At 70.0% G+C, this 23063-nt stretch carries 29 protein-coding genes; 4 read left to right on the forward strand and 25 right to left on the reverse strand.

What is annotated here, in order from left to right:
- The first annotated feature begins 251 nt into the window (after positions 1 to 251).
- Entirely contained in the window at positions 252 to 491 is a 240-nt protein-coding gene (locus tag DX914_RS02555) for a hypothetical protein (protein WP_147300577.1), read from the forward strand.
- A 58-nt stretch (positions 492 to 549) separates the two neighbouring features.
- Here DX914_RS02555 and DX914_RS02560 read toward each other — a convergent pair whose 3' ends face one another.
- A complete protein-coding gene (locus DX914_RS02560) occupies positions 550 to 885 on the reverse strand; it encodes a hypothetical protein (RefSeq protein WP_115857489.1) in 336 nt (111 codons plus the stop codon).
- 800 nt (positions 886 to 1685) lie between these two features.
- On the opposite strand from DX914_RS02560, the gene DX914_RS02565 reads away from it, so the two are divergent.
- On the forward strand, positions 1686 to 2318 hold the full coding sequence (locus DX914_RS02565) for a hypothetical protein (protein ID WP_115857490.1): 633 nt from the start codon (positions 1686 to 1688) through the stop codon (positions 2316 to 2318).
- Between the two features lie 37 nt (positions 2319 to 2355).
- Here DX914_RS02565 and DX914_RS02570 read toward each other — a convergent pair whose 3' ends face one another.
- From DX914_RS02570 to DX914_RS02585, 4 genes are all read right to left on the reverse strand, one after another.
- Positions 2356 to 2970 (reverse strand): hypothetical protein, encoded by a 615-nt coding sequence (locus tag DX914_RS02570; RefSeq protein ID WP_147300578.1) that lies wholly within the window; start codon positions 2968 to 2970, stop codon positions 2356 to 2358.
- An 85-nt stretch (positions 2971 to 3055) separates the two neighbouring features.
- Positions 3056 to 3898 carry a trypsin-like peptidase domain-containing protein gene (locus DX914_RS19925; RefSeq protein WP_147300579.1) on the reverse strand — a complete coding sequence of 281 codons (843 nt, stop codon included), beginning with the start codon at positions 3896 to 3898 and terminating at the stop codon, positions 3056 to 3058.
- Between the two features lie 73 nt (positions 3899 to 3971).
- Positions 3972 to 4310 carry a YciI family protein gene (locus DX914_RS02580; RefSeq protein ID WP_115857493.1) on the reverse strand — a complete coding sequence of 113 codons (339 nt, stop codon included), beginning with the start codon at positions 4308 to 4310 and terminating at the stop codon, positions 3972 to 3974.
- A 34-nt stretch (positions 4311 to 4344) separates the two neighbouring features.
- A complete protein-coding gene (locus DX914_RS02585) occupies positions 4345 to 4995 on the reverse strand; it encodes a GNAT family N-acetyltransferase (RefSeq protein WP_115857494.1) in 651 nt (216 codons plus the stop codon).
- Between the two features lie 157 nt (positions 4996 to 5152).
- Between DX914_RS02585 and DX914_RS02590 the strand changes: the two genes are divergently transcribed.
- Positions 5153 to 5809: a M24 family metallopeptidase gene (locus DX914_RS02590; RefSeq protein WP_115857495.1), complete on the forward strand. Its 657-nt coding sequence runs from the start codon at positions 5153 to 5155 to the stop codon at positions 5807 to 5809.
- 200 nt (positions 5810 to 6009) lie between these two features.
- Here DX914_RS02590 and DX914_RS02595 read toward each other — a convergent pair whose 3' ends face one another.
- The 5 genes from DX914_RS02595 to DX914_RS02615 form a co-directional block, all read right to left on the reverse strand.
- Positions 6010 to 6459, reverse strand: coding sequence for a DoxX family protein (locus DX914_RS02595; protein ID WP_115857496.1), 450 nt, complete (start codon positions 6457 to 6459; stop codon positions 6010 to 6012).
- Positions 6459 to 6779, reverse strand: coding sequence for a DUF3861 family protein (locus DX914_RS02600; protein ID WP_115857497.1), 321 nt, complete (start codon positions 6777 to 6779; stop codon positions 6459 to 6461). The genes DX914_RS02595 and DX914_RS02600 overlap by 1 nt, the downstream gene beginning before the upstream one ends.
- Before the next feature lie 78 nt (positions 6780 to 6857).
- Positions 6858 to 7076, reverse strand: a complete 219-nt coding sequence (locus tag DX914_RS02605) for a tautomerase family protein (RefSeq protein WP_115857498.1) — start codon at positions 7074 to 7076, stop codon at positions 6858 to 6860.
- A 26-nt stretch (positions 7077 to 7102) separates the two neighbouring features.
- The gene (locus DX914_RS02610) at positions 7103 to 8026 is read right to left on the reverse strand and encodes an SDR family NAD(P)-dependent oxidoreductase (RefSeq protein ID WP_115857499.1); all 924 of its coding nucleotides are present in this window, start codon (positions 8024 to 8026) and stop codon (positions 7103 to 7105) included.
- 52 nt (positions 8027 to 8078) lie between these two features.
- Positions 8079 to 8828 carry an SDR family oxidoreductase gene (locus DX914_RS02615; RefSeq protein ID WP_115857500.1) on the reverse strand — a complete coding sequence of 250 codons (750 nt, stop codon included), beginning with the start codon at positions 8826 to 8828 and terminating at the stop codon, positions 8079 to 8081.
- Between the two features lie 122 nt (positions 8829 to 8950).
- On the opposite strand from DX914_RS02615, the gene DX914_RS02620 reads away from it, so the two are divergent.
- Positions 8951 to 9859, forward strand: a complete 909-nt coding sequence (locus DX914_RS02620; RefSeq protein WP_115857501.1) for a LysR family transcriptional regulator — start codon at positions 8951 to 8953, stop codon at positions 9857 to 9859.
- A gap of 36 nt (positions 9860 to 9895) precedes the next feature.
- Here DX914_RS02620 and DX914_RS02625 read toward each other — a convergent pair whose 3' ends face one another.
- The 15 genes from DX914_RS02625 to pgaC form a co-directional block, all read right to left on the reverse strand.
- Entirely contained in the window at positions 9896 to 10300 is a 405-nt protein-coding gene (locus tag DX914_RS02625) for a hypothetical protein (protein ID WP_147300580.1), read from the reverse strand.
- A 70-nt stretch (positions 10301 to 10370) separates the two neighbouring features.
- Positions 10371 to 11576 (reverse strand): FAD-binding domain, encoded by a 1206-nt coding sequence (locus DX914_RS02630; protein WP_115857503.1) that lies wholly within the window; start codon positions 11574 to 11576, stop codon positions 10371 to 10373.
- 125 nt (positions 11577 to 11701) lie between these two features.
- On the reverse strand, positions 11702 to 12235 hold the full coding sequence (locus DX914_RS02635; protein ID WP_115857504.1) for a lipocalin family protein: 534 nt from the start codon (positions 12233 to 12235) through the stop codon (positions 11702 to 11704).
- Positions 12232 to 13317: an SAM-dependent methyltransferase gene (locus DX914_RS02640; RefSeq protein ID WP_115857505.1), complete on the reverse strand. Its 1086-nt coding sequence runs from the start codon at positions 13315 to 13317 to the stop codon at positions 12232 to 12234. Before DX914_RS02640 ends, DX914_RS02635 begins: the two co-directional genes overlap by 4 nt.
- A complete protein-coding gene (locus tag DX914_RS02645) occupies positions 13314 to 14096 on the reverse strand; it encodes a DUF1295 domain-containing protein (RefSeq protein ID WP_115857506.1) in 783 nt (260 codons plus the stop codon). The genes DX914_RS02640 and DX914_RS02645 overlap by 4 nt, the downstream gene beginning before the upstream one ends.
- Entirely contained in the window at positions 14093 to 14629 is a 537-nt protein-coding gene (locus DX914_RS02650) for a DUF2878 domain-containing protein (protein WP_115857507.1), read from the reverse strand. The genes DX914_RS02645 and DX914_RS02650 overlap by 4 nt, the downstream gene beginning before the upstream one ends.
- A gap of 1 nt (position 14630) precedes the next feature.
- Entirely contained in the window at positions 14631 to 15899 is a 1269-nt protein-coding gene (locus DX914_RS02655; RefSeq protein ID WP_115857508.1) for an SAM-dependent methyltransferase, read from the reverse strand.
- Positions 15896 to 16681 carry a DUF1365 domain-containing protein gene (locus tag DX914_RS02660; RefSeq protein WP_425480652.1) on the reverse strand — a complete coding sequence of 262 codons (786 nt, stop codon included), beginning with the start codon at positions 16679 to 16681 and terminating at the stop codon, positions 15896 to 15898. Before DX914_RS02660 ends, DX914_RS02655 begins: the two co-directional genes overlap by 4 nt.
- Entirely contained in the window at positions 16663 to 17958 is a 1296-nt protein-coding gene (locus DX914_RS02665) for an NAD(P)/FAD-dependent oxidoreductase (protein WP_115857509.1), read from the reverse strand. Before DX914_RS02665 ends, DX914_RS02660 begins: the two co-directional genes overlap by 19 nt.
- Before the next feature lies 1 nt (position 17959).
- A complete protein-coding gene (locus tag DX914_RS02670) occupies positions 17960 to 18916 on the reverse strand; it encodes an acyl-CoA desaturase (protein WP_115857510.1) in 957 nt (318 codons plus the stop codon).
- Positions 18917 to 18977: 61 nt separating this feature from the next.
- Complete coding sequence (locus DX914_RS02675) at positions 18978 to 19742, reverse strand: hypothetical protein (protein WP_115857511.1); 765 nt, start codon at positions 19740 to 19742, stop codon at positions 18978 to 18980.
- Positions 19743 to 19807: 65 nt separating this feature from the next.
- The gene (locus tag DX914_RS02680) at positions 19808 to 20479 is read right to left on the reverse strand and encodes a ChrR family anti-sigma-E factor (RefSeq protein WP_115857512.1); all 672 of its coding nucleotides are present in this window, start codon (positions 20477 to 20479) and stop codon (positions 19808 to 19810) included.
- Positions 20476 to 21042 carry a sigma-70 family RNA polymerase sigma factor gene (locus DX914_RS02685; RefSeq protein ID WP_115857513.1) on the reverse strand — a complete coding sequence of 189 codons (567 nt, stop codon included), beginning with the start codon at positions 21040 to 21042 and terminating at the stop codon, positions 20476 to 20478. Before DX914_RS02685 ends, DX914_RS02680 begins: the two co-directional genes overlap by 4 nt.
- 218 nt (positions 21043 to 21260) lie before the next feature.
- A complete protein-coding gene (gene pgaD / locus DX914_RS02690) occupies positions 21261 to 21812 on the reverse strand; it encodes a poly-beta-1,6-N-acetyl-D-glucosamine biosynthesis protein PgaD (protein WP_115857514.1) in 552 nt (183 codons plus the stop codon).
- Entirely contained in the window at positions 21809 to 23056 is a 1248-nt protein-coding gene (gene pgaC, locus DX914_RS02695; protein ID WP_115857515.1) for a poly-beta-1,6-N-acetyl-D-glucosamine synthase, read from the reverse strand. The genes pgaD and pgaC overlap by 4 nt, the downstream gene beginning before the upstream one ends.
- Positions 23057 to 23063: the final 7 nt, after the last annotated feature.

Consider the following 23063-nt stretch of genomic DNA (forward strand, 5'->3'; position numbering starts at 1 on the left):
AGCGGTGCCCACCTCCGTCAATTGGTGGGTTTTTCATGCCTGTGGTTTGGGCATGCCGACGCTGTGCTTTTGCGTCGGGAGGGTGGCTAATACAACACCCGCAAGGGGAATACGCCCGCCGTCTTCGTGCGGTTTCGAACCTCCCGACACCCCGCCGGTTGCGCCATGCACCGCGGGTTTCCCACCCAAGGACAGGAGTGCCGCGTATGCCCCGCAAGCCCGAACAGATCCCCCCGCGCGAAGGGGTGGTCATGCCCGTAGATGCCTTCAAACAGCTGTACCGCTTTCACCAGCAGTTGCACGGCATCGTGCGCACGCTGCAGCCGGCGGTGCTGATGGACATCGGCTATCCCCACGCGCCCGAGCAGGACATGCTGCGCGACGTGTTCGAAGGGCTGGCGCGCAGCCTGGACCCGGTGATGGACGCCTGCGTGTGGACGCCCGGCGGCGACGATCTGGGCGGGCTGCCGGCCTCGCGCCGGGTGCACTGAAGGCGCACCGGCCCGGCCTGGGTGCCGGGCCGGGGAGGGCGATACTCGTGTTTGGAGGTCAGCGCTCCAGCCGTTGGGCCAGCGCGTCGCGCGAGTACACCCGGATGTCCGACACCTCGGCGGTGTGGCCGGGGGCGAAGGGCGGGTCGAAGCGAAGGATGGGCCCGTAGGCCACGCCGTGGAAGCTTCCGAAACTGGACAGGCTTTTCAACACGGTCAGCCGGTAGCCCCGGCCTTGGTAGAAGGTGGTGCCGCCGTCGGAGGGCAGCGGCGCCTGCGCGTCGAAGACGGCGTGGACGGGCGGTTTTCCGGCGACCACCGCCTGGAAGTCGGCCGACGCCTCGCCGAGGGTCCGGCGGTCGGCCTCGGGCAGCGTGGCCGTGTCCAGGCCCACGAAGGGCCCCGAGGCGGGCAGTGGCGGTGGTGTGGGCATGCAACTCACCATGAGCAGGGCGATGCCTAGGGCGGCGATGCGTGCGGTCCTGCCGTCGATCCCTGAGGCGTAAGGGAGCGTTCGGATTCTTGGTGGCGCCCCTCGGGCCGTCAATAGCGCCGGTGGGGGGGCTGAGGCGCGGCGTGCAGCGCTCTTGCTGTGAGGGTGATCGCCCCGGCCGCAAGGCAAAAAGCCTCGCCGGTGGGGACATTTTCCTGGCGCTTGGGGCGTTGCGCTGCACGCCCGGGCCGCGCCGCTGCGGCGGCCGGCCTGCCGATCCCGCTTGCCGCCTCGCGCAGCCCGACCGCCGGGCGCGATCTTTCGCGGCCGGGGCGTGAGCTTTCGCGCGCCGCCCTTTTTGCTTCGCGCTTGCAAAGCGTTTTGCCCGGCGCGCCAGCCTGCGTGCCCGGCGGCCGGGCAAAACGCCTTGCGCTCGCTGCATCGAACTTCGCGGCCGGGTTCGGGCGGCTGGCGGTCGCAAGGCGCCGCGCTACGCGGCCGAGCACAAAGGATCGCGGGCCGGCTTACGGACTGGGCGAGTGGAGGAAGGAACGCCGCCAGCGAAGCGAAAAGCGCGGCCGCCGCCCAAGAACGCGAAAGCACCGGCCCATCGCGTTGCGTGCACGCGTCAGCGCATGGCCGAGGGGGCGCGAACACGGCGCACGGCAGCGGGCTTGTCGCCCTGCGGGCGGTTAACTAATTTCGCGCCTCTAGGGTTGCGGCCGATGGGGCGGCGCGGCCACTTTCCAGGGGGCAGCACCATGTGGAACAACCGCATCTCGCCGTGGGTCTGTGGCACGGGCGTAGCGCTGGCCTTGCTGGCCGCGGCGGCCGGGGCTAGCAGCTTTACCCATTACGGCCCCATCTACTCCAACTACAAAAAAGCCGGCGATGCGGGCGGCGGCTGCATCTCCGGCAGCATCGGCACCACCTTGCCCGGCAAGAATTTCAACGTGATCGTGACCTTCGCGTCCGAGGCCAACGCCGAGAGCAATTTGAAGCGCGGTTACTTCGGTTTCACCACGCTGGACAAGCGCCACGATTTCGACGACGGCCAGGAGCGCGCGAGCGTGTTCCGGATGTGCCTGAAGCCGGGCCATTACCAACTGGTCGGCATGAACGCGCAAGATTCGTACAACACCCAGCGGGTGCATGTGCCGTTCAAGGTCGAGGCGGGCAAGCACTATTATTTGGGCAGTTTCGTGTTCCATCGCGCTACGGTGGCCTCGTCCAAGTGCAACCGGACGATGCTGCCGCTGTTCGTCGAGGTCCGCGATGAGCACGAGCGCGACTTGCCCGTGATCATGAAGCCCGGCAAGTCCGTCGGCATCGAGCCGGAGGTGCGGCTGATCGATCCGGCTTCGGGGCACCCTTACTTTCAGCGGTGTCTGTAGGCGCCAGCGGGCGCGCACTGCCAACGCGGCGAGTCGGCTAGTGCACCACCGAGGGGTCGGCCACTTCGATCACCAACGGCGCGTTGGCCGGCGTGTTCGGTGCGCGCCAAATGCGCACCTCCGCGCCCACGCCGGGCACCTGGGGTTGCAACAGGTACAGGCGCGCATTGGCGGGTTGCCATTGGCCGTGGATCGGTGCGCCGCCTGGGGCTTGCACCACCAGCTCGAAACGCATGACTTCGCCGCCTTCGGCCATCACGCAATGCCGTTCGGTCACGCGGCCGGCGGTGGCGACGGCGCGCGGGCCGATGTCGCGCCACACGGCCTGCAGCCGGGCTTCGTGCTCGGCCTGCCGGATCGAGCCGCGCAGGATGGCCCACAGCGCCAAGGTCAGGCCGCCGATCATGACGGTGAAGATCAGGTTGAACCACCAGCCCGGGGTCTGTTCGGTCCATAGCTGGTAGAGGGCCCAGGCGGCGCCCAGGGTTACGGTGACGTTCAACAGCGCGAACAGCCGGCGGCCGGCGGCGCCCATGCGCTGGGGCAGGCCGAGGGTTTCGGGTGGCGGCCCGGGCGGCGCTGCGGTGTCCAGGCGTTGCACTAAGTGGACGACATGGGTAAATGAGCGTTCGCGCGCGCTGGATTTTGGCATAGGCATAAGAGGAAGCGGCGCCGAGCTCGGCAGCAATGGGAAGGTGGACTGCGCTTACCGCCTGTTTGGAAGCGATCTTCGTGCGCTAAGAGATTTGCTTTTGCGATTCACGCTTACTTAGACGTATATGCGATATGACGAACTGGATGTCTGTGGCCATGATCGTCTCATGCGCTCTGTGATGCTCAATCAGAATGCCCGCCAATAGCCCCTTGCAGGGAGCGTCTGGATGCAGCTTGCTCGGGTCGAAGTTTCCCAGGTCGATCAAAATTCCGCCGCTCGCTCCTTGGGGTTCTACGGCATCACGTTCGGGTCCGTTGAATTTCTTGACGCGGTTCTGAAAACGAATCGTGAAATGTTCGTTTCCGGTGATGCCGATGCCTTCATTGAGTTCCGGGCTTTGGTGATGGAATCCGACAAAGGTCCAGGCTTCGGTAAAGGCCCTGAGCGTCTCATGGCTGACAAGTTGCAAGCTGTGCGGAAAGCCGAGCGCCATATAGCCTCTGCTTTCTTTCGCCACGCGGTTCTTCGAAATCATGTCTTCGGTGATGAAAAATTCTACTTCTATCTCGTTGCATTGGTGTTCTGACAATTCAACGAACGCGAAGTCATAGTGGTCGTTATTGCGATTACCCCCAGGTTTATTGGTGACGGAGAAAAGTCCTGTCAGCGCTACCAGGCTGGTTCGTCCGCTGATATAGACCGGCGTGCGTTCTGCCTGATCCAAGACATGCGCTGCCGTTACCAAGTAGCGGGCACCATCGAGCTGGATGAAGAAGCAGCTTCCAAATGCAACCGGCTGATTGAGATCATCCAGCGCAAAGCAGGGGCGCACTGCGCGATAGAAAATCTGGCCCACGATTTGCGAGCATTTATCCAGTCGCTCCAGCCCGATCTCGGCAATCGTCTTAAGTGGATAGAGGGACATGACGTTCTGTTTGTGGTGAGTCGGCATCGGCGGGAGCAACAGGTACTACGGCTGCCACTATGATCCAGCTCGTTCACGACTCCGGGTCGTACGCGATCTCGCGCACTTCCTGCTTGCAGCGGCAGGCGGCGGCGAATTGGGCGGCCCAGTGCAGGGCGTCGTCGCGGGAGGCGGTTTCGAGGATGCAGAAGCCGCCGAGCACGGCCTTGGTTTCCGGGTAGGGGCCGGCGGCGACGGTGCCGTCGGGGGACACGACGCTGGCTTGCTGGGTGAGCACGCCGCCGCCGAAGATCCACACGCCGGCGGCCTTGGCCTGGCGCACTACGGCGTGCGAGGCGTCGGACACGGCGGGCAGGTCGGCGTCGGGAATGATCATGGTGCCGTCGTCGAACGAGATCAGGTAGCGCGGCATGTCCGTTTCCTGTGCTCCTAGTGTGGGCGCTAGCTTAGCCGGTGGCCGGGTCCGGGATCAGGGCGGTGGCCAGGGGCGCGAGCACGGTCCAGCCGAGGGTGGCGTAGAGGTGGCGGCCGTCGGCGGTGGCGACCAGCAGTTGCGGGACGGCGGGTGAGGTGCGGGCGGAGGCGAGGGCGGTCATGACCGCGATGCCCAGGCCTTTGCGGCGGTGGTCCGCTGCGGTTTCGATGCGGTCGTAGACGAAGACGCCGGCGGCTTCGGCGGCGGTGCCGCTGGCGGCGAGGTCGCCGTTCGGCGCCAGGACGGAAACGCGGGCGACGGGGCCGTCGTGCTGCAGTTGCAGGCGGTAGCCGTCGGCTAGGGGTTTGGCGTTAGGGGCGGCGGCGCGGGCGATCATGAAGTAGTTGATCGGCTGGACTTCCCAGCGCGCGGGCAGCGTGCTGCGCAGCGTCTCTTCGGTGTCGCACAGTTTGAGCAGGTGGCGCGGGGCGGCGATCTCGTGAGCGAGCGCGCTTAATCCCTCGCAGAATTCGGGGAACACCCAGCGTTTGGTTTCCTTGTCGGAGTGGGTGTCCACGCGGTAGCCGCCGCGGTCGTGGACCGGGGGCGGCGCGGCGCGGGCGACGGAGTGCGCGGTTTGCCAGGCGAGGACGAGTTGCGGGTCGATCGAGGCGGAGGTCATCAGGGCGTGTGCGGCGCGGGGGGCGGAAGCGATACTGCGACTGAAGCAGGGTCCGGTCGCAGCGACTAAGACGAACGCAGACGTTCGCTCCGTCCAGGGTCATCATAGGCCAGGTCATCGCTTAAACTTCGCGCATTCCCCTGCGCAGAGTCCGAGCATGAGCCACCCGAAGGAGGCCGTGGGCATGGCTTTCGATTTGAGCCTGATGCGCCACGCCAGCGAGCAGTCCTGGCGCGCGGTGCGCAAGATGGCGCAGACGTTCCAGCCGGGCCTGCGCGAGTCGGAAGCCTCGACGCTGGCGATGGAGATCCTGCGCGACCTGGGCATGGAACGGATATGGCACCCGGTGCACGTGCGTTTCGGCGCCAACACGGTCAAGACCTTCAAGCAGAAGTCCGAGGGCGACCCGGTGCTGGGCGAGGACGACATCTATTTCATCGATATCGGCACGGTGTTCCAGGGGCATGAAGGCGACGTGGGCGCCACCTTCACCACCGGCAGCGATCCGGGCAAGGCGGCGTGCGCGGCGGCGGCGAAGGCGCTGTTCGACGACGTGCGCGGTGTGTGGGCCGAGCGCGGCCTCAGCGGCCCGGCGCTGTACGACTACGCGGCGCAGCGCGCCGAGGCGATGGGCTGGGTGTTGAATCTGGACATCCAGGGCCACCGCGTCGGCGACTTTCCGCACGCCATCCATCGCGGCGGGGACCTGGGTGAGTTCGAAGGCACGCCGCAGGCCGGTGTGTGGGTGTTGGAGATTCAGATCGCCGACCGCGACGGCCGCTACGGTGCCTTCCATGAGGACGTGCTGATCTGAGCGGTGCCCCCGCTCGAAGCGGGGCTGTAGCGAGGTTCTCCGGCGCTGAGTCCGATGGACTTCGTCATTCCGGCGAAAGCCGGAACCCATTTTGTTGGTGTTTTTGCTTCCGTCGAGGAACGTAGAGCCAGATCGAAATGGGTTCCGGCTTTCGCCGGAATGACGGGTTTGGGGGGCGGTTGGGCGCATGGCGCGCGTCGTCATGCAGTGCGGGCGCGGACTAAGGCGTGGTCGATGGACCCGGGGCCGCCACCGTGTAGCGCGATGTAGGCCGCCAGGAAGGCCATCAGCAACGGGTACTCGATGCCGCGGTCGATCCAGGGCCAGGTGGGGCCCAGCGCGATGCAGATGGCGATCATCTGCGCGGTGACCAGGGCGGCGATGGCGCGGGTGCCCAGGCCGAGCGCGAGCAGCGCGCCGCCCACGCCTTCCAGCAGCGCGACCCCCATCGCCCAGACGGGCGCGCCGGGCAGATGCAGCACGTTGTCGATCAGCGCGATGGAGCCGGCCATGGGGTCGGCCATGGAGCCGTGCGACGTGCGCAGCAGTTTGGGCAGGCCGTGGGTGAGCAGCACGATGCCGAACACGGCGCGCAGGGCGGCGTAGGCCAGGCGGTCGGCGCCGGCGAGCGTGGGTGAGGTGGCGTGCATCAGCGGTTTCCTCCAGGGGTGGGCTGCGATGGCAGGGCCGTGGCGACGCGCGCTTTGAGCTGGCCGATGAAGGCGCGCAGAGCGGGCTGGATGGCGGCGAACAGCGGGTCTTGCCGGTGGGTGAGGGCGACGCCGGCGAACAGCTTCAGGCCTAGGGCGAGCGCGGCGGCGTCTTGCTCGGGCAGGAGCGCGGCGGCGCGGAGGCGGGCGGCGATGGCGAGCAGGTCGTCGTGCTGGCTGGCTTCGAAGTCCAGGGCCGGATCCACGGCGTGGTCGAGGGGGTCGACGCGGATGCGGTAGCGGTGTGCGCGTGCGTTCATGGCGTTCTCTTGGCTGGGCCGCGGCGATGGAGCGGCGCCAGGGCCCGTTGCAGCGGCCGTGGCGTTGCGCGTTCGTCGCTACTTCGCCCGTGGCGGCAGCCCCATCTTTTCCAGGGTCAGGGTTTCGTCGGCGCGGCCCCAGCCGCCGTCGGCCACTTCCTCTACGAGCACCATCGAATAGGGGCGCACGCCTTCGCCGAAGTACTCGACGAACAGGGCGGTGGTGCGGTGGATGAGTTCTTCCTTGCGGGCGTGGTCCAGGATTCCTTCCGGGAACTTGTAGTTGGCAAAGGGCATGGCGGTGGGTCCAGTGTGAGGGGCGGTCAGGCGGTTACGTTGGCCACGCGCGGCGACAGCACGTCGCCCAGGCCGATGCGGCGCAGGAACTCGGCGCGGATGCGGTCGGCCACGGCATTGACCACTTCGCAGCCGTCCTGCGAGGGGTCCACGTGCACGCGGAACGGGCGCTGGCCGTGCGGCGCGTCGACGATGGCGACCATGGCGCGGGCCACGTCGGCCACGTCGGCGCCGGCCGGTTCGCAGCCGGCCAGGCCGTCGAGGATTTCGCGGGTGAAGCCGGCGGTGGGGCCGCTGTCGTATTCGGCCACGAGCGCGGTGTCGGCGGGCGTGCCGGAATGGGCGAAGTGGTTGGTGCCGCGGGTGAAGGCGCCGGGCACGACGATGGCCGTTTCGATGCCCCAGCGCGCGAGCTCGCCGGCGTAGCTCACCGCCACCGCGTCCATCGCCGCCTTGGCCGCGAAGTACGGCGCCAGGTAGGGCGGCGTGCCGCCGCGATGGCTGCTGCTGCCCACCCACAGCACCAGGCCGCGCCGCTGCGCGCGCAGCTGCGGCAGCGCGGCGCGGTTGACGCGCTGGGTGCCCAGCACGTTGACGTCGTAGAGCTGGGCGTACTGCTCGGGGGTGAAGGCTTCGGCGGGGCCGAAGACCATGTGGCCGGCGTTGTGGATCACCGTGTCCAGGCGGCCGTGCTCGGCCACGATCGCGGCGATGGCGGCGTCGGCGGAGGCTTGCGACTGCACGTCCAGTTCGAGCGTGCGCAGGTCCACGCCGTGTTGCGCGGCGTGGGCGCGCGCGGCGTCCACCTGCGGCGCGTTGCGCCCGGCGGTGTCGCGCATGCTGGCGTAGACGGTGTGGCCGGCGGCGGCCAGGGCGCGGGCCGCCAGCGCGCCGAAGCCGCTGGAGGCGCCGGTGATCAGGACGATCTGGGGCTGGGAAGACGAAGTCATGGCACGGCTCCTATGAGGTGCGGCGAGCGCCGCGTAGCGAGAGGGGTGGGGATCAGGCGTAGCCGCCGTTGACGCGCAGCACCTGGGCGTTGACCCAGGCGCCGTCGGGGCCGGCCAGGAAGGCCACGGCCGCGGCGATTTCTTCCGGCTCGCCGATGCGCTGCAGCGGCGCCATGGCGGCGATCTGGTCGACCTGTTCCTGCGACTTGCCGCGGAAGAACAGCTCGGTGGCGACCGGGCCCGGCGCGACCGCGTTGACGGTGATGCCGCGCCCGCGCAGTTCGTTGGCGAGCACGCGCACCAGGCCTTCCACGCCGGCCTTGGAGGCGATGTAGGGGCCGTAGCCGGGGAAGTTCTTGCCCAGCACGCTGCTGGACAGGGCGATGATCCGGCCGCCTTCGCCCAACTGCTCGGCGGCGTGGCCCAGCACCAGGAAGCTGCCGCGCAGGTTGGTGGCGACCACGCGATCGAACTCGGCCAGGCCGTCGGCGGCGATGCGCGCCATCGGCATCACCCCGGCGCTGTTGACCACCACGTCGATGCGGCCGAAGGCTTCGCGGGTGGCGGCGAACAGGCGCGCCACATCGTCGGGCTGGGCGATGTCGCCCTGCACGGCGATGGCGCGTCCGCCGGCGCTGCGGATGTCGTCGACGGTGGCTTGGGCGTCGGCGGCGTTGCCGGCGTAGTTGACGGCGACGGCGAAACCGTCGGCGGCCAGGCGGCGGGCGATGGCCTGGCCGATGCCGCGCGAGCCGCCGGGGACGAGAGCGGCGCGGGCGGGGGTGGCTTGGGTGACGGTCATGTCGGGCTCCGTTGGGTGCGCCGGGGTGGCGCGGGCTACGGAGCGCATTCTTCCGATTGGCTGTGGTTGAATAAATGCTCTGGAATTGACTTTTCTATTCAAAAAAGATCAACAATGGCGGCATGGACCGCTTCGATTCGCTGCAGCTGTTCGTCCGCATCGTCGAGCTGGGCAGCTTCACCCGCGCTGCCGGCCTGCTGGACATCCCGCGGGCCACCGCCACCCACGCCATGAAGGCGCTGGAAGCGCGGCTGGGCACGCGCCTGCTGGAGCGCACCACGCGCCAGGTGCGGCCCACGCTGGACGGGCAGGCGTTCTATGAGCGCTGCGTGCAATTGCTGGCCGAACTGGACGACGCCGAGTCCTCGCTGCGCACCGTGGCGGCCCACCCGCGCGGCACCCTGCGCGTGGACCTGCACGGCACTCACGCCACCCGCATCGTCTTGCCGCGTATCGACGAGTTCCATATGCGCTACCCGCAGATCGAGCTGGTGGTGAGCAGCGGCGACCGCCTGGTCGACCTGGTGCGCGAGGGCATCGACTGCGTGGTGCGGGTGGGCACGCCGCAGGACTCGTCGCTGGTGGCGCGCCGGCTGGCGGTGATGCCCGAGGCCATCGTCGCCAGCCCCGCCTACCTGAGCGCCCACGGCACGCCGCGGCACCCGGACGAATTGCCCTCGCACCAGGCGGTGGGCTTCTTCGCCAGCAGCCACGACCGCCGCTACCCGTTCGAGTTGATCGTGGACGGCAAGCCTTGCGAGTACACGCCCCACAGCTGGATCGCGGTGAACGACGCCGAGGCCTATGTGGCCTGCGCGCTGCGCGGCTGCGGGCTGATCCAGCTGCCGCGCTACCACATCGAAGAGGCGCTACGCGACGGCACGCTGGTCGAGGTGCTGGCCGACTGGCGCAGCAGCGGCCTGACCGTGTCGGCCATGTACCCGCAGCACCGGCAGCTGTCGCCGCGGGTGCGGGTGTTCATCGATTGGGTGGCGGCTTTGTACGAGCAGCGGTTCGGCCGCGCGGAGTGAGCGCGCTCGCGTGCGCGGCCGGGGCGGCCGTCGTCGTCAGGCGGGCATGCCCGCGCCGATCAGCGCCTGCAGGGCCACGCCCATGCTGATCGACAGCAGCCACAGCGCCAGCCCTTCGAAGAGCCTCTCCATCCGCTTGGCGCCCTTGTCGGTGTAGCCGAGCTTCTCGTTCCGGCGCAGCAGCTCATGCGCATGCCGGATCCGGTCCATCAGCGAGAACTGCACGAAGAACGCCAGCAGCGCCGACAGGAACATGCCGCTGGCCGCGATCATGACCTTGACGAAGAACTTCTTGTCGCCGTCGACGAACTGGACCAGGGCGATGAGGCCGGCGGCGGCGGTCATGGCGATGGTGCCCAGTTGCTTGAGGTAGTCGAAGGAGAGGGTGACGGCGGTGTCTAGGGTGACGTGCTGCACTGGTTCCTGCGGCGCTGATTCCATGGAGCACTCCGGGTTAGTACGGCTCGGGCCAGGTCGGCCCGGGGGGTTCGGACAGCGAAGACGCGGCATCTCAATGCGTCGGATTCGGGGGTTCCATGGCATACGCCGGCAGCGCGATCTCATCGTTGAGATAGCGCCCCATCAGCAACCGGGGGCACACGGGCAGCCGCATCAGCACGGTGGCCAGATCGCGGGCGCGCACGCCCAGGCCGGTGGCCGGCACGAACGAGGGCACCATCTTTTCGGCGGCCTGCTGCTTGCGGGCGACGAAGGGTTTGAGACGCGCTTCGTAGCGGCTGAGCGCGCGTTCCAGGTCGTTGGGGTGTTCGTGCAGTTCTCCGGCCAGCACGTAGGCCTGCGCCATCGCGAAGCCGGCGCCGGAGCCGGCGATCAAGGACGGGCAGGCGGCGGCGTCGCCGACCAGGGCGACGCGACCGCGGTTCCAGGCGTCCATGCGGATCTGGCTGACGCGGTCGAAGTAGACGCTGCCGGTGTCGGCCAGGCCGGACAGGATGGCCGGGCATTCCCAGCCCACGTCCGCGTACACCTGCTTCAAGGCGGCCTTGCGTTCGGCGTCGTTGGTGGGGACCACGCCGGCCAGGTACTCGTCGCGGAACAGCAGGAAGAACAGCATTTTGTCGCCGCGTACCGGGAAGCGGGCGATGTACCGGCCCGGGGCGGAGTGGGCGACATAGACGCCGTCTTCGCGTGGGCGGTAGCCGGCCACTTCGAACGCGGCGACATGGCAGCCCATCGGGTATTCGTAGCGCGCGTCTTGGCCGAAGGCCAGTTGGCGGATGCGCGAGTGCAGGCCGTCGGCGCCGACGACCAGGTCGGCCTGGAGCGGCGGGCCGCGGTCGAAACCGACGTGGACGTGCGGGCCGTCTGGTTCGATGGAGGCGATGCTGTCGCCGTAGTGGGTGTGTACGCGGCCGTCCAGCAGGCCGTGGATGGCCGCGGCGATGTCCGAGCGCGCCAGGGTGGCGATGCGGCCGCGCGTGAGCTGCAACAGCACCTGCGGCGGGTAGCCGCCGCTGGTGCGGCCGTGCCGGTCCACCATGCGCAGGTGCTCGGAGTGGTACTGCAGTTGCTGCAGCCGGGGCAGCAGCCCCATCTTTTCGGCGGCGTCGTAACCCACGCCCCACAGGTTCAATACGTAGCCGCCGGTGCGCGGCGCCGGGGCCTGCTCGATCAGGTGTACGTCGTGGCCCTGTTTGCCCAGCCAGTAGGCCAGGGCGGTGCCGGCGATGCCGGCGCCGTTGATGACTACTTTCATGGTCCCCTGTCGCCGATCGAGCGCGCTCGATGGGACGGCACTCTAGCAGTCCTGAGGCGGGCGCGAGCTTGCAGCGCGATGCCCGGTCGCTTCGCGGGTTTAGCGTGGCTGACTTCCGCAGATCGCTACGGCGCGCCGGCCGACTGCGGCACCATCCGCAGCTTGCCGGTGTCGTAGCCCAGCTCGCGGATGCGGCGCAGGGCCGCATCCAGCTCCGCCTGCGGCAGGCGCGGGGTGCGGGCCATGAGCCAGACGTAGTCGCGTTTGCTGCGGCCGACGATGGTGCGCGAGTAGTCGGGGGCCAGGTCGACGATCACGTATTCGGCCTGGATCGGCCAGACGAATTGCATGCCCCACACGGCGTTGCCGGTGCCGGGCACCACGGTGCCCACGGGTTCCATGGTCTCCAGCGGGGCGTCGAAGCCGCCCTTGCGGTAGCGGAAGGTGGTGCGGATGCGGCCGTCGGCGTCCAGGCGGTAGGACTCCACGGCGTCGTAGGCCTCGCGTTCCGGGCGCGAGGGGATGTGGGCGATGACGTACCAGTCGCCCATGAAACGCGGCAGGTCGACGTGGGACACGGGCGGGATGGTCGGGCGGCCGGTGGCGCAGGCGGTTACGGCGGCGACCAGGGCGGCGATCAGACCGAGGCGGGCGATCATGCGGCGGCCTCCTTGACGAAGCGGTAGTGGGCCACCATCCATTCGCGTCCTTGGCGGTAGCCGAACAGTTCGGCGCAGGCCATCCAGAACATGCGCCAGCGTTGGAACCACAGCGGCGCGGCGGCGCCGTAGACGGGTTGCAGCAGAGCCATGACCGCGCCGCGTTGCGCGTCCTGGTTGGCCAGCCAATGGTCGGCGGTGCGCTGGTAGTGGCGGCCGTCCAGCAGCCACTGCCGGTCGATGCGCAGGTGGTCCTGGAACCACAGCAGGGTATCGGCCGCGGGCATCAGGCCGCCGGTGAAGAAGTGGCGGCCCATCCAGTTGTCGTCGCCCTCGGTCTGGAACGGGTAGAGCAGGTTGCGGTGGCAGAAGAGATGCACGAACAGGCGGCCGTCGAGGCGCAGCCAGCCGGCGATGCGCTGCATCAACGCGGCGTAGTTGCGCATGTGCTCGAACATTTCCACCGACACGCAGCGGTCGAAGGCGGCAGGCGGCAGGTCCAGGCGGTTGACGTCGCAGGTGACCACGCGCACGTGGCCGTAGCCGTGCTCGCGGCAGCGCGCTTCGATGTACTGGCGTTGTCCGGCGGAGTTGGACACGGCGGTGATGCGGGCGTTGGGGTAGCGCTGGGCCATCCACAGGGTGAGCGAGCCCCAGCCGCAGCCCAGTTCCAGGATGTCCTGACCGTCGGCCAGCTGCGCGCGTTCGCCGTACAGCGCGAGCATCGCCGTTTCGGCCTGGGCCAGGGTCTCGTCGCCGTTGGGGTAGTAGCAGGCGGAGTATTTGAGTTGCGGGCCCAGGCAGTGCTGGAAGAAGCCCGGCGGCAGTTCGTAATGCTGGCGGTTGGCGGCGTCTACATGCACGGCCACGGGGCTACGGCGCAGTTCCTGGATCAGGGCGACGGCGCGCGCGGTGGCGGCGGCAGGATCGTCGGCGTTTTCCTCGCGCAGGCGCTGGGCGCACAGGCGGCGGATGCCGTGGCGCAGTACGGCGTCGGGCAGCAGGCCGCGCTCGGCCAGGCCCAGCAGGCCGGGCGCGGCCCGCTCGTCGGTGGCGCCGGCGATGTCGGCGGTGGCGTTCATGGGCGCTCCTTGGGGAACCAGGGGAACAGCATCGGCGTGGTGCGCTGGTAGCGCGCGTAGTCTTCGCCGCGCGTGCGCAGCGCCTGCGCTTCGGTGAAGGGAATGCCGCTGAGCCAGCGCAGGAACGCGTACATCAGCACCGGCCCGGTCCAGGCCAGCGCGGCGATCGGCGCGCCCACGGCGAGCAGTACGTAGGCGAACCAGTGCAGCCATTCGAAGAAGTAGTTGGGATGGCGCGACCAGCGCCACAGGCCCTGGCGGCAGGTCTTGCCGCGATGGCCAGGATCGGCGCGGAAGCGCGCCAGTTGCCGGTCGGCGACGGTCTCGCCGGTCACGCTGCCCAGCCACACGGCCACGCCGGCGGCGAGCCAGCCGTTCCAACCCGCTTGCGGGTTGGCGGCCACGGCCAGGAACGGCAGCGCGAACAGCGCGACCAGCAACGCCTGGAACTGGAACATCGCCGCCCATTTCAACGGCGCCGCGCCCCAGCGCCGGCGCAGTTGCGCGTAGCGGCCGTCCTCGGCTTCGCCGCGCACGCGGTGCAGCAGGTGCAGGCCCAGGCGCAGACCCCAGGCGCCGCCCAGCACCCCGAGCAGCAGGCGCGGCAGCGGCGCGCCGCCGCCGGTGACGGCGGCCAGCACGGCCGCGCCGCCCAGGCCGAAGGACCACACCACATCGACGAGGCCGGCGTTGGCGGTGCGCTGCTGCCGCGCCCAGGCGATGGCTTGTGCGATCGCGGCCAGCGCCCAGATCAGCAGGGCTTGGTGGACGGGAGTCATGAGCGGGTACTGTGCGTGGCGGCGCCGGGCCAGGGCGTGACGGCGATGCGCAACAGCACCGGCAGCGCGCAGGCCCAGGCGGCGGCGAGCACGGCCAACGCGGGCCAGGCGGGATCGGGAAAATCCACCGCGCCGAAGCCGCGAGCGGCGCCCAGGTAGGCCAGCGGCCCGCCCACGCCGGCGAACGCGGTCGCTGACCACGGCCGCCGCGCGAACCAGGCCAGCGAGTGATTCAAGGTCAAAGCGAACGCGCCCCACAACAGCACGATCCACGGCGGCGCCGGCAGAGCGGGCGCAGGCGAGGCGTACCGCAGCAATCCGCTGGCCGCGCAGGCGCCGTCCACGATCAGGCCGCAGGCCAACGCGGCCAACAGCACGCGGGTGTCGGCCGCGCGCTGGCGCGAGGCGCGCCATTGCCAGGCGATGAAGCCCACGCAGGCGAGCATGCCCAGCCAGGCCTGGCCGCGTGCGGCGCTGCAGACGGCGGCCAGCCACGCGGCCTGATAGCCCAGCGCATTGGCCCAGAACGCCATCTCAAGCCTCCACCAGCCCGGGCAGATAAGAGCCGCCGCGGTAGCCGGGCTTGGCCAGCAGCAGGTGGGCCACGCCGATGGAGCGCTCCAGGAAGCCGCCTTCGCAGTAGGCCAGGTAGAACTCCCACATGCGCGCGAAGCGCTCGTCGAAGCCTTGCGCGCGCACCAGCTCGCGCTGGGCCAGGAAGCGCTGCCGCCACGCGTGCAGCGTGCGCGCGTAGGACGGACCGAAGTCTTCCAGATGCACCAGGGCCAGGTCGCAGCTGCGGGTCTTGGCCGCCAGCAGGGCGGCGATGGACGGAATGAACGAGCCGGGGAAGATGTGGCGCTTGATGAAGTCCACCGAGCGCACGGCTTGTTCGTAACGATGGTCTTCGATGGTGATGGCCTGGATCAGGGCCAGGCCGTCGGGCTTGAGCAGGCGGCCCAGCATGGCGAAGTAGGTGGGCAGGTAGTGCGGGCCGATGGCCTCGACCATCTCGATCGACACCAGCTTGTCGTATTGCCCCTGCAGGTCGCGATAGTCCGACAGCAGCACGGTCACCCGGTCCTGCAGGCCGGCCTCGGCCACGCGCTGGCGGGCCAGGGCGTGCTGTTCGTGCGAGATAGTGGTGGTGGTGACGCGGCAGCCGTGCGCGCGCGCGGCGTGCACGGCGAAGCCGCCCCAGCCGCTGCCGATCTCGATCACGTGATCCTCGGGCGTCAGCCGCAGCTTTTCGCAGATGCGCGCCAGCTTGCGCGCCGACGCCGTTTCCAGGGTGTCGTCGTCGCCGGCGTACAGGGCCGAGGAGTACATCAGATCCTCGGACAGGAACAGGCGGAAGAACGGATTGCCCAGGTCGTAGTGCGCGGCGATGTTGCGGCGCGCGCCCAGCCGCGTGTTGCGGCGCAGGGCGTGCGCGGCGCGCAGGGCCCACCCGCCCAACCGCGCGGGGCCGCGTTCCATCGCGTCGAGCAGGTCGCGGTTGCGCACCAGCAAACGCACCAGGCCGACCAGGTCGCTGCAGTCCCAGGCGCCGTCCATGTAAGCCTCGGCGGCGCCGACGCTGCCCTGACCGGCCAGCGCGCGGTAGAAGCCGCTGTGATGCACGCTCAGGCGCAGCGGTGGAGCGGCGCCGGTGGTTTGGCCGAACTGGGCGACGCCCAGCGGATCGGTCAGTTCCACCGCGCCGCCCTGCAGGGCATCGAGCTGGGCCAGCAGCCGCGTGCGCAGGCAGCGGTCCAGCGTGCCGAAGGCCGCGGCGGGGTTGGGGCGTACGGCGCTGTTCATGCCTGCGTCTCCAGCGTGGCAGGGTGGTCGTGGACGGGGGTGCGCTTGAGCCACAGGCGCAGCGCCTGCCAGTGGATGGCGCCGATCACCTGCGCGGTCATCAGCGGGTAGCGCCACAGCACGCGCGCCAGATGGGCGCCGGTGAGCGCGCGACGGCGCAGCGATAGGCTGGCGTCGAACTCGCGCCGGTCTTCGCCGTACACGTCCATGTGCACGCGCAGGTCGTCGCCGGGCGCGGTGAACGACCAGGCGTAGCGGCGGTCCATGGGCAGGAAGGGCGAGACGTGGAAGGTCTTGTCGAAGCGCCAGCGCAGGGCGCGGCCGCGCGCTTGCGCGGTGCCGACGGGCAGCACGTAGGCGTGCCGCTCGTTCCACGGCGTGTTGGTGATTTCCGCAACGATCGCCTGCAGCCGGCCGTCGTCGCCATGGCAGTAGTAGAACGCGACCGGGTTGAAGCTGTAGCCGGCGTAGCGCAGATGCGCGAGCAAGCGCACCGGCCCGAGGGGACGCACGCCGGTGGCGGCCTGCACGCGGTCGCGCACGGCCTCGGCCAGCGGCTGCGACGGGTCGCCCAGGAAATCCCGGCGATGAAACGCGGCCAGATTGCGCCGGTGCGCGGACCACAGCCAGCGCTCGCGGAAAATAAGATCGACTTCGTCCAGGTCCAGGTACAGCAGGGCCAGGCCGTATTCGAACGCGTGCGGCCGCGGCGCGTGGCGGCGATGGTGCACGCGGCCTTCGTAGATGGCGCTGGCCCACGCGCTCATGCGGCCGCCTGCCATGCGCGCGCGTCGTGGCCGTTGCGCGTGCCCGCCTGCGACCAGGGCGCGCCCAGGGCCTGCGCGACTTCCACGCCGCTGCGGATGCCGTCTTCGTGGAAGCCCCAGCCCCAGTAAGCGCCGGCGTACCAGGTGCGGCGCAGGCCCTGGATCTGCGGCTTGCGCGCCTGCGCGGCCACGGCCGCGGGCGTGTAGACCGGATGGTGGTAGCGGCGCCGGACCAGGATGCGCGCGGGGTCGATGTCCTGGCTGCGGTTGAGCGAGACCACCAGCGGTGTGGCCACCGGCAGGCCTTGCAGCAGGTTCATGCAGTAGCTGACGGTGCAGACCCCGGCCGGATCGGCGGGCAGGTAGGCGTTCCAGGCGGCCCAGGCCTTGCGCCGGCGCGGCAGCAGCGTCGCGTCGGTATGCAGCACGGTGTCGTTGGCCTGGTAGGCGATCGCGCCCAGCACGGCGCGTTCGGCGGCGTCGGCGTCTTCCAGCAAGGCCAGCGACTGGTCGCTGTGGCCGGCCAGCACGACCTGGTCGTAGCGCTCGCAGCCGTGGTCGCAGCGCAGGGTCACGCCGTGCTCGTCGCGCGCCACCCCGCGCACGGGCGTGCCCAGGCGCACTTGCACGTTCCAGCGCGCGGCCATGGCGTCGATGTAGCGGCGCGAGCCGCCGCGCACCACCCGCCACGGCGGCCGGCCGCTGAGCTGCAGCATGTGGTGGTTGGCCATGAACCGCACCAGGTACTGCGCCGGAAACGCGAGGATGCCGCTGGCCGGCGACGACCACAGCGCGCTGGCCATGGGCACCAGATGTTGGTGCACGAACGCCTCGCCGTAGCCGTGGGACCGCATGTAGTCGCCCAGCGTGGGGCCGGGGCCGGGCAGGTCCAGCAGCGCCGGCGCGGCGCGGTAGAAGCGCGCCAGATCGCGCAGCATGCCCCAGAAGCGCGGCGAGCACAGGTTGCGGCGCTGGCAGAACAGCGTGTCCAGGGAGGTGGCGTTGTACTCCAGCCCGCTGCGCGCGTCCTGTACCGAGAAGCTCATGACGGTGGGCTGCGAGGCCACGCCCAGTTCGTCCAGCAGGCGCGTGAGCAAGGGGTAGTGGATCGGGTTGTGGACGATGAAGCCGGTGTCCACGTCCACGACGCGGTTGTCGATGCCGATGCGGTGGGTGTCGGTGTGGCCGCCCAGGCGGTCCTGCGCCTCGTACAGCACGACCTCGTGCCGGCGCGACAGCAGCCAGGCCGCGGAAAGACCGCTGATGCCGCTGCCGACCACGGCGATGCGCATGTCAGCCCCCCGCCCGGGCCAGCACCGCGGCCGGCACCGGCTTGAGATCGCGCACCAGCCCGAGGGCCTGCAGCAGACGCAGCCCGTACCAAGTGATGTCGATTTCCCACCAGCGGAAGCCCTGGCGCGCGCTGCCGGGAAAATAGTGGTGGTTGTTGTGCCAGCCTTCGCCGAAGGTCAGCAGGGCCAACCAAAGATTGTTGCGGCTGTCGTCGCGGGTGTCGTAGCGGCGGCGGCCCCAGCGGTGCGCCAGCGAGTTGATGGTGACGGTGGCGTGGAACAGCGCCACGGTGGAGACGAAGAAGCCCCACACCAGCAATTGCGGGCCGTCGGTGCCCAGGCCCGGCGCCCAGCGCTCGAGCGCGGCGCCGAGGCCGTACAGCGCCGCCGCCAGCGCCAGCGGCACCACGGTGTCGTAGCGGTCCAGCCAGCGCAGCTCGGGGAAGCGCAGCCAGTCGCGGATGCGCGCGGGGTCGGTGCGGAAGCCGGCGCGGGTGAGGAACCAGCCCACGTGGCTGCGCCAGAAGCCCTTGCGCGGGGTGTGCGGGTCGGCGGGGGTGTCGGCGTGGGCATGGTGGTGGCGGTGATGCGCGGCCCACCACAGCGGACCGCGCTGCACCGAGGCGGCGCCGAGCATGGCGAATAAAAATTGCACCGGTCGCGAGGTGCGAAAGGTCCGGTGCGAAAAATAGCGGTGGTAGAAGCCGGTGAGCGCGAACATACGCACGGCGTACAAGGCCACGGCTATCCCCACGGCCGTGGCCGACGCACCGACCCAGAACACCGCTATGCAGGCCAGGTGCATGGCCAGAAACGGCAGCGCGCGCAGCCAGTCGACGCGGTCGTCCAGCGCGGGATCGCCCTCGCGTTCGGCGGCGGCGGTGTCGAACCAGCGAACGAAGGTGGTCCAGCGCCCGCGTGGGGCTGGGCTGGCCGGAGAGGGTGGGCTGGCCGACATCGCACGCTCCTGTGTATAGGAGCGCTTACGCACGACGGCGGAGTTCGGATGCAGGCGGCGCTCAGAACGGGCAGCGGCCGTCCAAGGGCAGGCGGCGCGCGGCCTCGACGTCGGCCGCATCGGCGTCGGCGGCGGCCGCGGCGAAGGCGATGCGCACCTGCGGGTAGCGGCCGCGCGCGTCGCGCAGGTTGCCGGTGCCGTCGAACTGCAGCAGGCGCCGGTCCTGGCGCGCGTAGATCAGCTGCACGTCCGGGACCGCGAAGCCGAACCAGGCGTCCAGGCGCATGCGCAAGCGCTCGGCGCGGATGCCGTTCCAGTCGATGCTGTCGATGCGTTGCACACGCACCGGGAAGTAGCGCTGCCGGCTGGGCAGCAGGAATTGCAGGCGCACGGCGCGCCCGGCCAGCAGGTCGGACCAGTGCGCGCGCACCGCCGCGTCGAAGCCGGCGTCGATCACCGCGCCGGCCGGCGCGGGCAGCGGGCGCTCGCGCCGATGTCCGTCCTCGCGCACGTACACGATCGGCGCGCGGCCACCGCGCGCGCCTTCGGCGTAACCGTCGCGTCCGTCTTCCAGGGTGAAGTCGGGCGCCATGCCGGCGCCGAGCACCTGCTTGCGCGCGAAGGCGCGCCCATCCGGGCAGCGGTACAGCACCCAGCGCTGCGGCGAGTCGCCCGGCAGCACCCAGTGGGTTTCGCGGTACAACAGCCGCGCGCTGCCGGCGGCGCGCACCTCGGCGGCCTCGCGCCGCACCGGCGCGGCCGCGTGCGCGCCGGGCCAGCTCAGGGCGCACAGCACTGCGGCGCCGATCGCGGCGGTACGGGCCATCGTGGTGTTCTCCTGCAGGGACGAGCGTGCTTACGCTCGCGCAGGGCGCGCGGATGCAGCGCGGGTCAGATCCCGAACACGGGCTGCAGCTTGCGCGCCAGCCAGCTCTGGAAGCGCAGCGGCGCGTCCAGCGCGGCCACGCAGATGCACGGCACGCCGGCCGCGGTGGTGGGCTGGTGCTCGACCTGCGCGTCCAGATCGGCGACGTCGCCGACGGCGAAATGGCCCAGGGCGTCGTCGTAGGCGCCGTGCAGGATCTGGGTGAGTTCGCTGCCCTGGTGGCTGTGCACGGGCATGCGCCGGCCCGGGCCGATCTTCAGCATCAGCAAGGTGCCGCCGGTGGGGCCGGCGACGCGGATGTAGCGCATGCCCGGCCCCATCCAGCGCCATTTCAGCGCGCGCAGGGAGCTGCCGAAATACGGGTGCAGCGGCGCCGGCAGGCGGTCGGGATCGGGCGGGAGCGGCGCCGGTGCGTCCGGTAGGTCCGGGATGGGCGCGTCCAACAGGTCCAGCATCGCGCTGCGCAGGTGTTGCTGGCGCTCGCCGTTGGCGTGCGCGGGCTGCTGCTGCTCCATCAAGGTTCCGCCGATGCGCTCGGCCCGGGCCAGTTCGCGCCGGCAATGCGCGCAGCCGTCCAGGTGGGTGGCGGCGATCGCCGACAGCTCCGGCGACAGCGCGCCGGAGGCGTAGCTGATCAGGGTCGCCGGATCGAGGTGGTGGCGCGGCTGGGCGCTCATGGCGCGGCCCCTAGTTGGCCCTGCAGGCGCAGGAATGCGCGGCGCAGATGCGATTTCACGGTGCCCAGGGGAAGGCCGAGTTCGGCGGCGATCTCCTGGTGGGTCTTGGCTTCGAAGTACGACATGCGGATCAATCGGGCCTGGACGGGCGACAGGTCGTCTATGCGGCGTTGCAGCTGCACCTGGTCGGCGTAGTCCTCCGCGGTGCAGGCGCTGCCGTCCGGCGCGGCGTCCAGCGCGTCCTGCGCTGCCGGCGCGCGGCCGGCGTCGCGGCGCAGCTGGTCGATCTGCAGGTTGCGGGCGATGCGGAACAGCCAGGTGCTGACCGCGCTGCGCGCCGGGTCGTAATGGGCGGCGCGCTGCCACAGCCGCAGCAGCGATTCCTGCGCCAGGTCTTCGGCCGTGGACGCGGGCGCGCCGATGCCGCGCAGGTACAGGCACAGGCGCGGCATGAAATGGTCGTAGATCCGCATGAAGCTGTCGCGATCGCGCCGCTGCGCCACCGCCGCCATTTCGCCGGACCAGTCCTTGGCCTCGCACGCGTCGGTGACGGGCGCGGACATGCGTCTAGCCGCCTCGAAAGGCGAAGGCGATTCGCTGGGCGAGAGTATGGGCATGGCGCACGCGCATAAGGGTACCAGCGCTGTACGCGCCGGGCGGCGGTTTGGATGCACCCGCCCCGCCGCCGGGGCCGGGATGCGGTAGCGGCGCGCCCCGCCGCCCCTGCGGGGCGTCACGGGCCGCCGGCAGGGCAATGCGGTGCGCGCCGCCGCGCAGAAACTCAGGCGGGCATGGGCAGGGCCGCGTCGGCCTGCGCGATTTCGCGCAGCCCGCGCGGCACCGCGAACTCCGGGTCCATGTTCAACACGACCACGCGCGAGCCGTTGAGCTGCACGCCCAGCTGCGGCGTCGCGCCCAGCGCATGGGCGATGTCGTCCAGCGGCGTCGGCGGCGGGGCGCCGCGGCGGTCCTTGCCGGCGAAGCGCCAGCGGTTGTACTCGGCCCAGGCGATCAGCAGCAGGGCGGCGCACAGGGCCAGGCTGGGCAGGGCGATCAGCAGGAAGGGTTCGACGCGGTGCTGGCGCAGGTAGAGTTCGAAGTAGGCGTTGCGGATGCCCAGCAGCCACAGAATCATGGTGATGGCGGGCGTCCACAGGTACACGTACACGCCCCAGAAGGCGGCGGTGACGAAGCCCCAGGCGGTGCGGCGCAGGCGCGGCTGGGCGCGCGGGCGCTGGATCAGGCGCGAATCGTGCTTGGCTTCGGTCTGGCGCTTGGCGTTGGAGCGCGCGGTGGTCTTGTCGGCCGACTGGCCGGATGCGGGCGTGTTCATCGGATTCCCCTGTCAGGACTGACCCAGGTGGCGCGGGTGTTGCGGCGCTTGAGCAGGGCCTTGGGTACGGCGGTCATGGTGGTGGCGAAGCTCAACAGCCAGTAGGCCATCGGGTACCAGATCATCCAGTAGTAGTTGCGGCCCACGCCGGTTTCGTAGCGGCGGTCGATGATGATGCTGGCGGCGAACTGCAGCAGGCAGACCATCGCCAGGATCATGCCGTGCCAGGTGGGCAGCAGGCTGTTGACGCGCAGTTCGGTGGGCAGCGGGACGATCAGGCCGACCACGTACAGCAGCATGATCAGGGCCATGGTGTAGGCCCAGGCGACGCTGAGCAGGTACTCGGCCATGACCGCCCACATCCGGCGCTTGCGCCAGCTGAGCAGGTCGCGGCTGTGGCGCAGCAGCACTTCCACGCCGCCCTGGGCCCAGCGCAGGCGCTGGCGCCACAGGCCCTTGAGGGTTTCGGGCATGAGGATGAAGCACAGCGCGTTGGGTTCGTAGCGGATGTCCCAGTGGTCCAGCTGCAGGCGCCAGCTGATGTCGATGTCCTCGGTGACCATGTTGTCGGACCAGTAGCCGATCCGGTGCAGGGCGGTGCGGCGGAAGGCGCAGATCACGCCGGACACGGTGAACAGGCGGCCGTACACGCGCTGGGCGCGCTTGATCATGCCGATGATCGAGGAGAACTCGCCCACCTGCAGGCGGCCGAGCAGGGTGGAGCGGTTGCGGATGCGCGGGTTGCCGGTGACCGCGCCCACGCGCTGGCCCGAGCACAGGTGCCAGACCATCCAGTGGGTGGCGTACTCGTCGAGCAGGGCGTCGCCGTCGATGCAGACCAGGTATTCCGAGCGCGCGGCCAGGGCGCCCATGCGCATGGCGTTGGCCTTGCCCAGGTTGCGGTCCAGGTGGATCACGCGCAGGCGCGGGTACTGCCGGGCCAGGGCGTTGAGCTTGTCGGCGGTGTCGTCGCGGCTGCCGTCGTTGATGGCGATGACTTCGAAGTCCGGGTAGCGCTGGGCCATGGCCGCGGCCATGGTTTCGTGGACGTTGTCGCCTTCGTTGTGGCAGGGGATGAGGATGGACACGAACGGCGCGTCGTCCAGCGGCGGCGGGTCGGTGCGCGGGCGCGCGTGGCGCTCGCGGCGCCAGTAGTAGTACAGGCCGCCGGAGATCCAGAAGAAGGACATCACGATCGGGTAGAAGAACGCGAACTCGAACAGGAGGTTGAGCAGGCTGTGCATGGCGGCG

It is taken from the genome of Lysobacter silvisoli, assembly GCF_003382365.1.
Taxonomy (GTDB): Bacteria; Pseudomonadota; Gammaproteobacteria; order Xanthomonadales; family Xanthomonadaceae; genus Lysobacter; species Lysobacter silvisoli.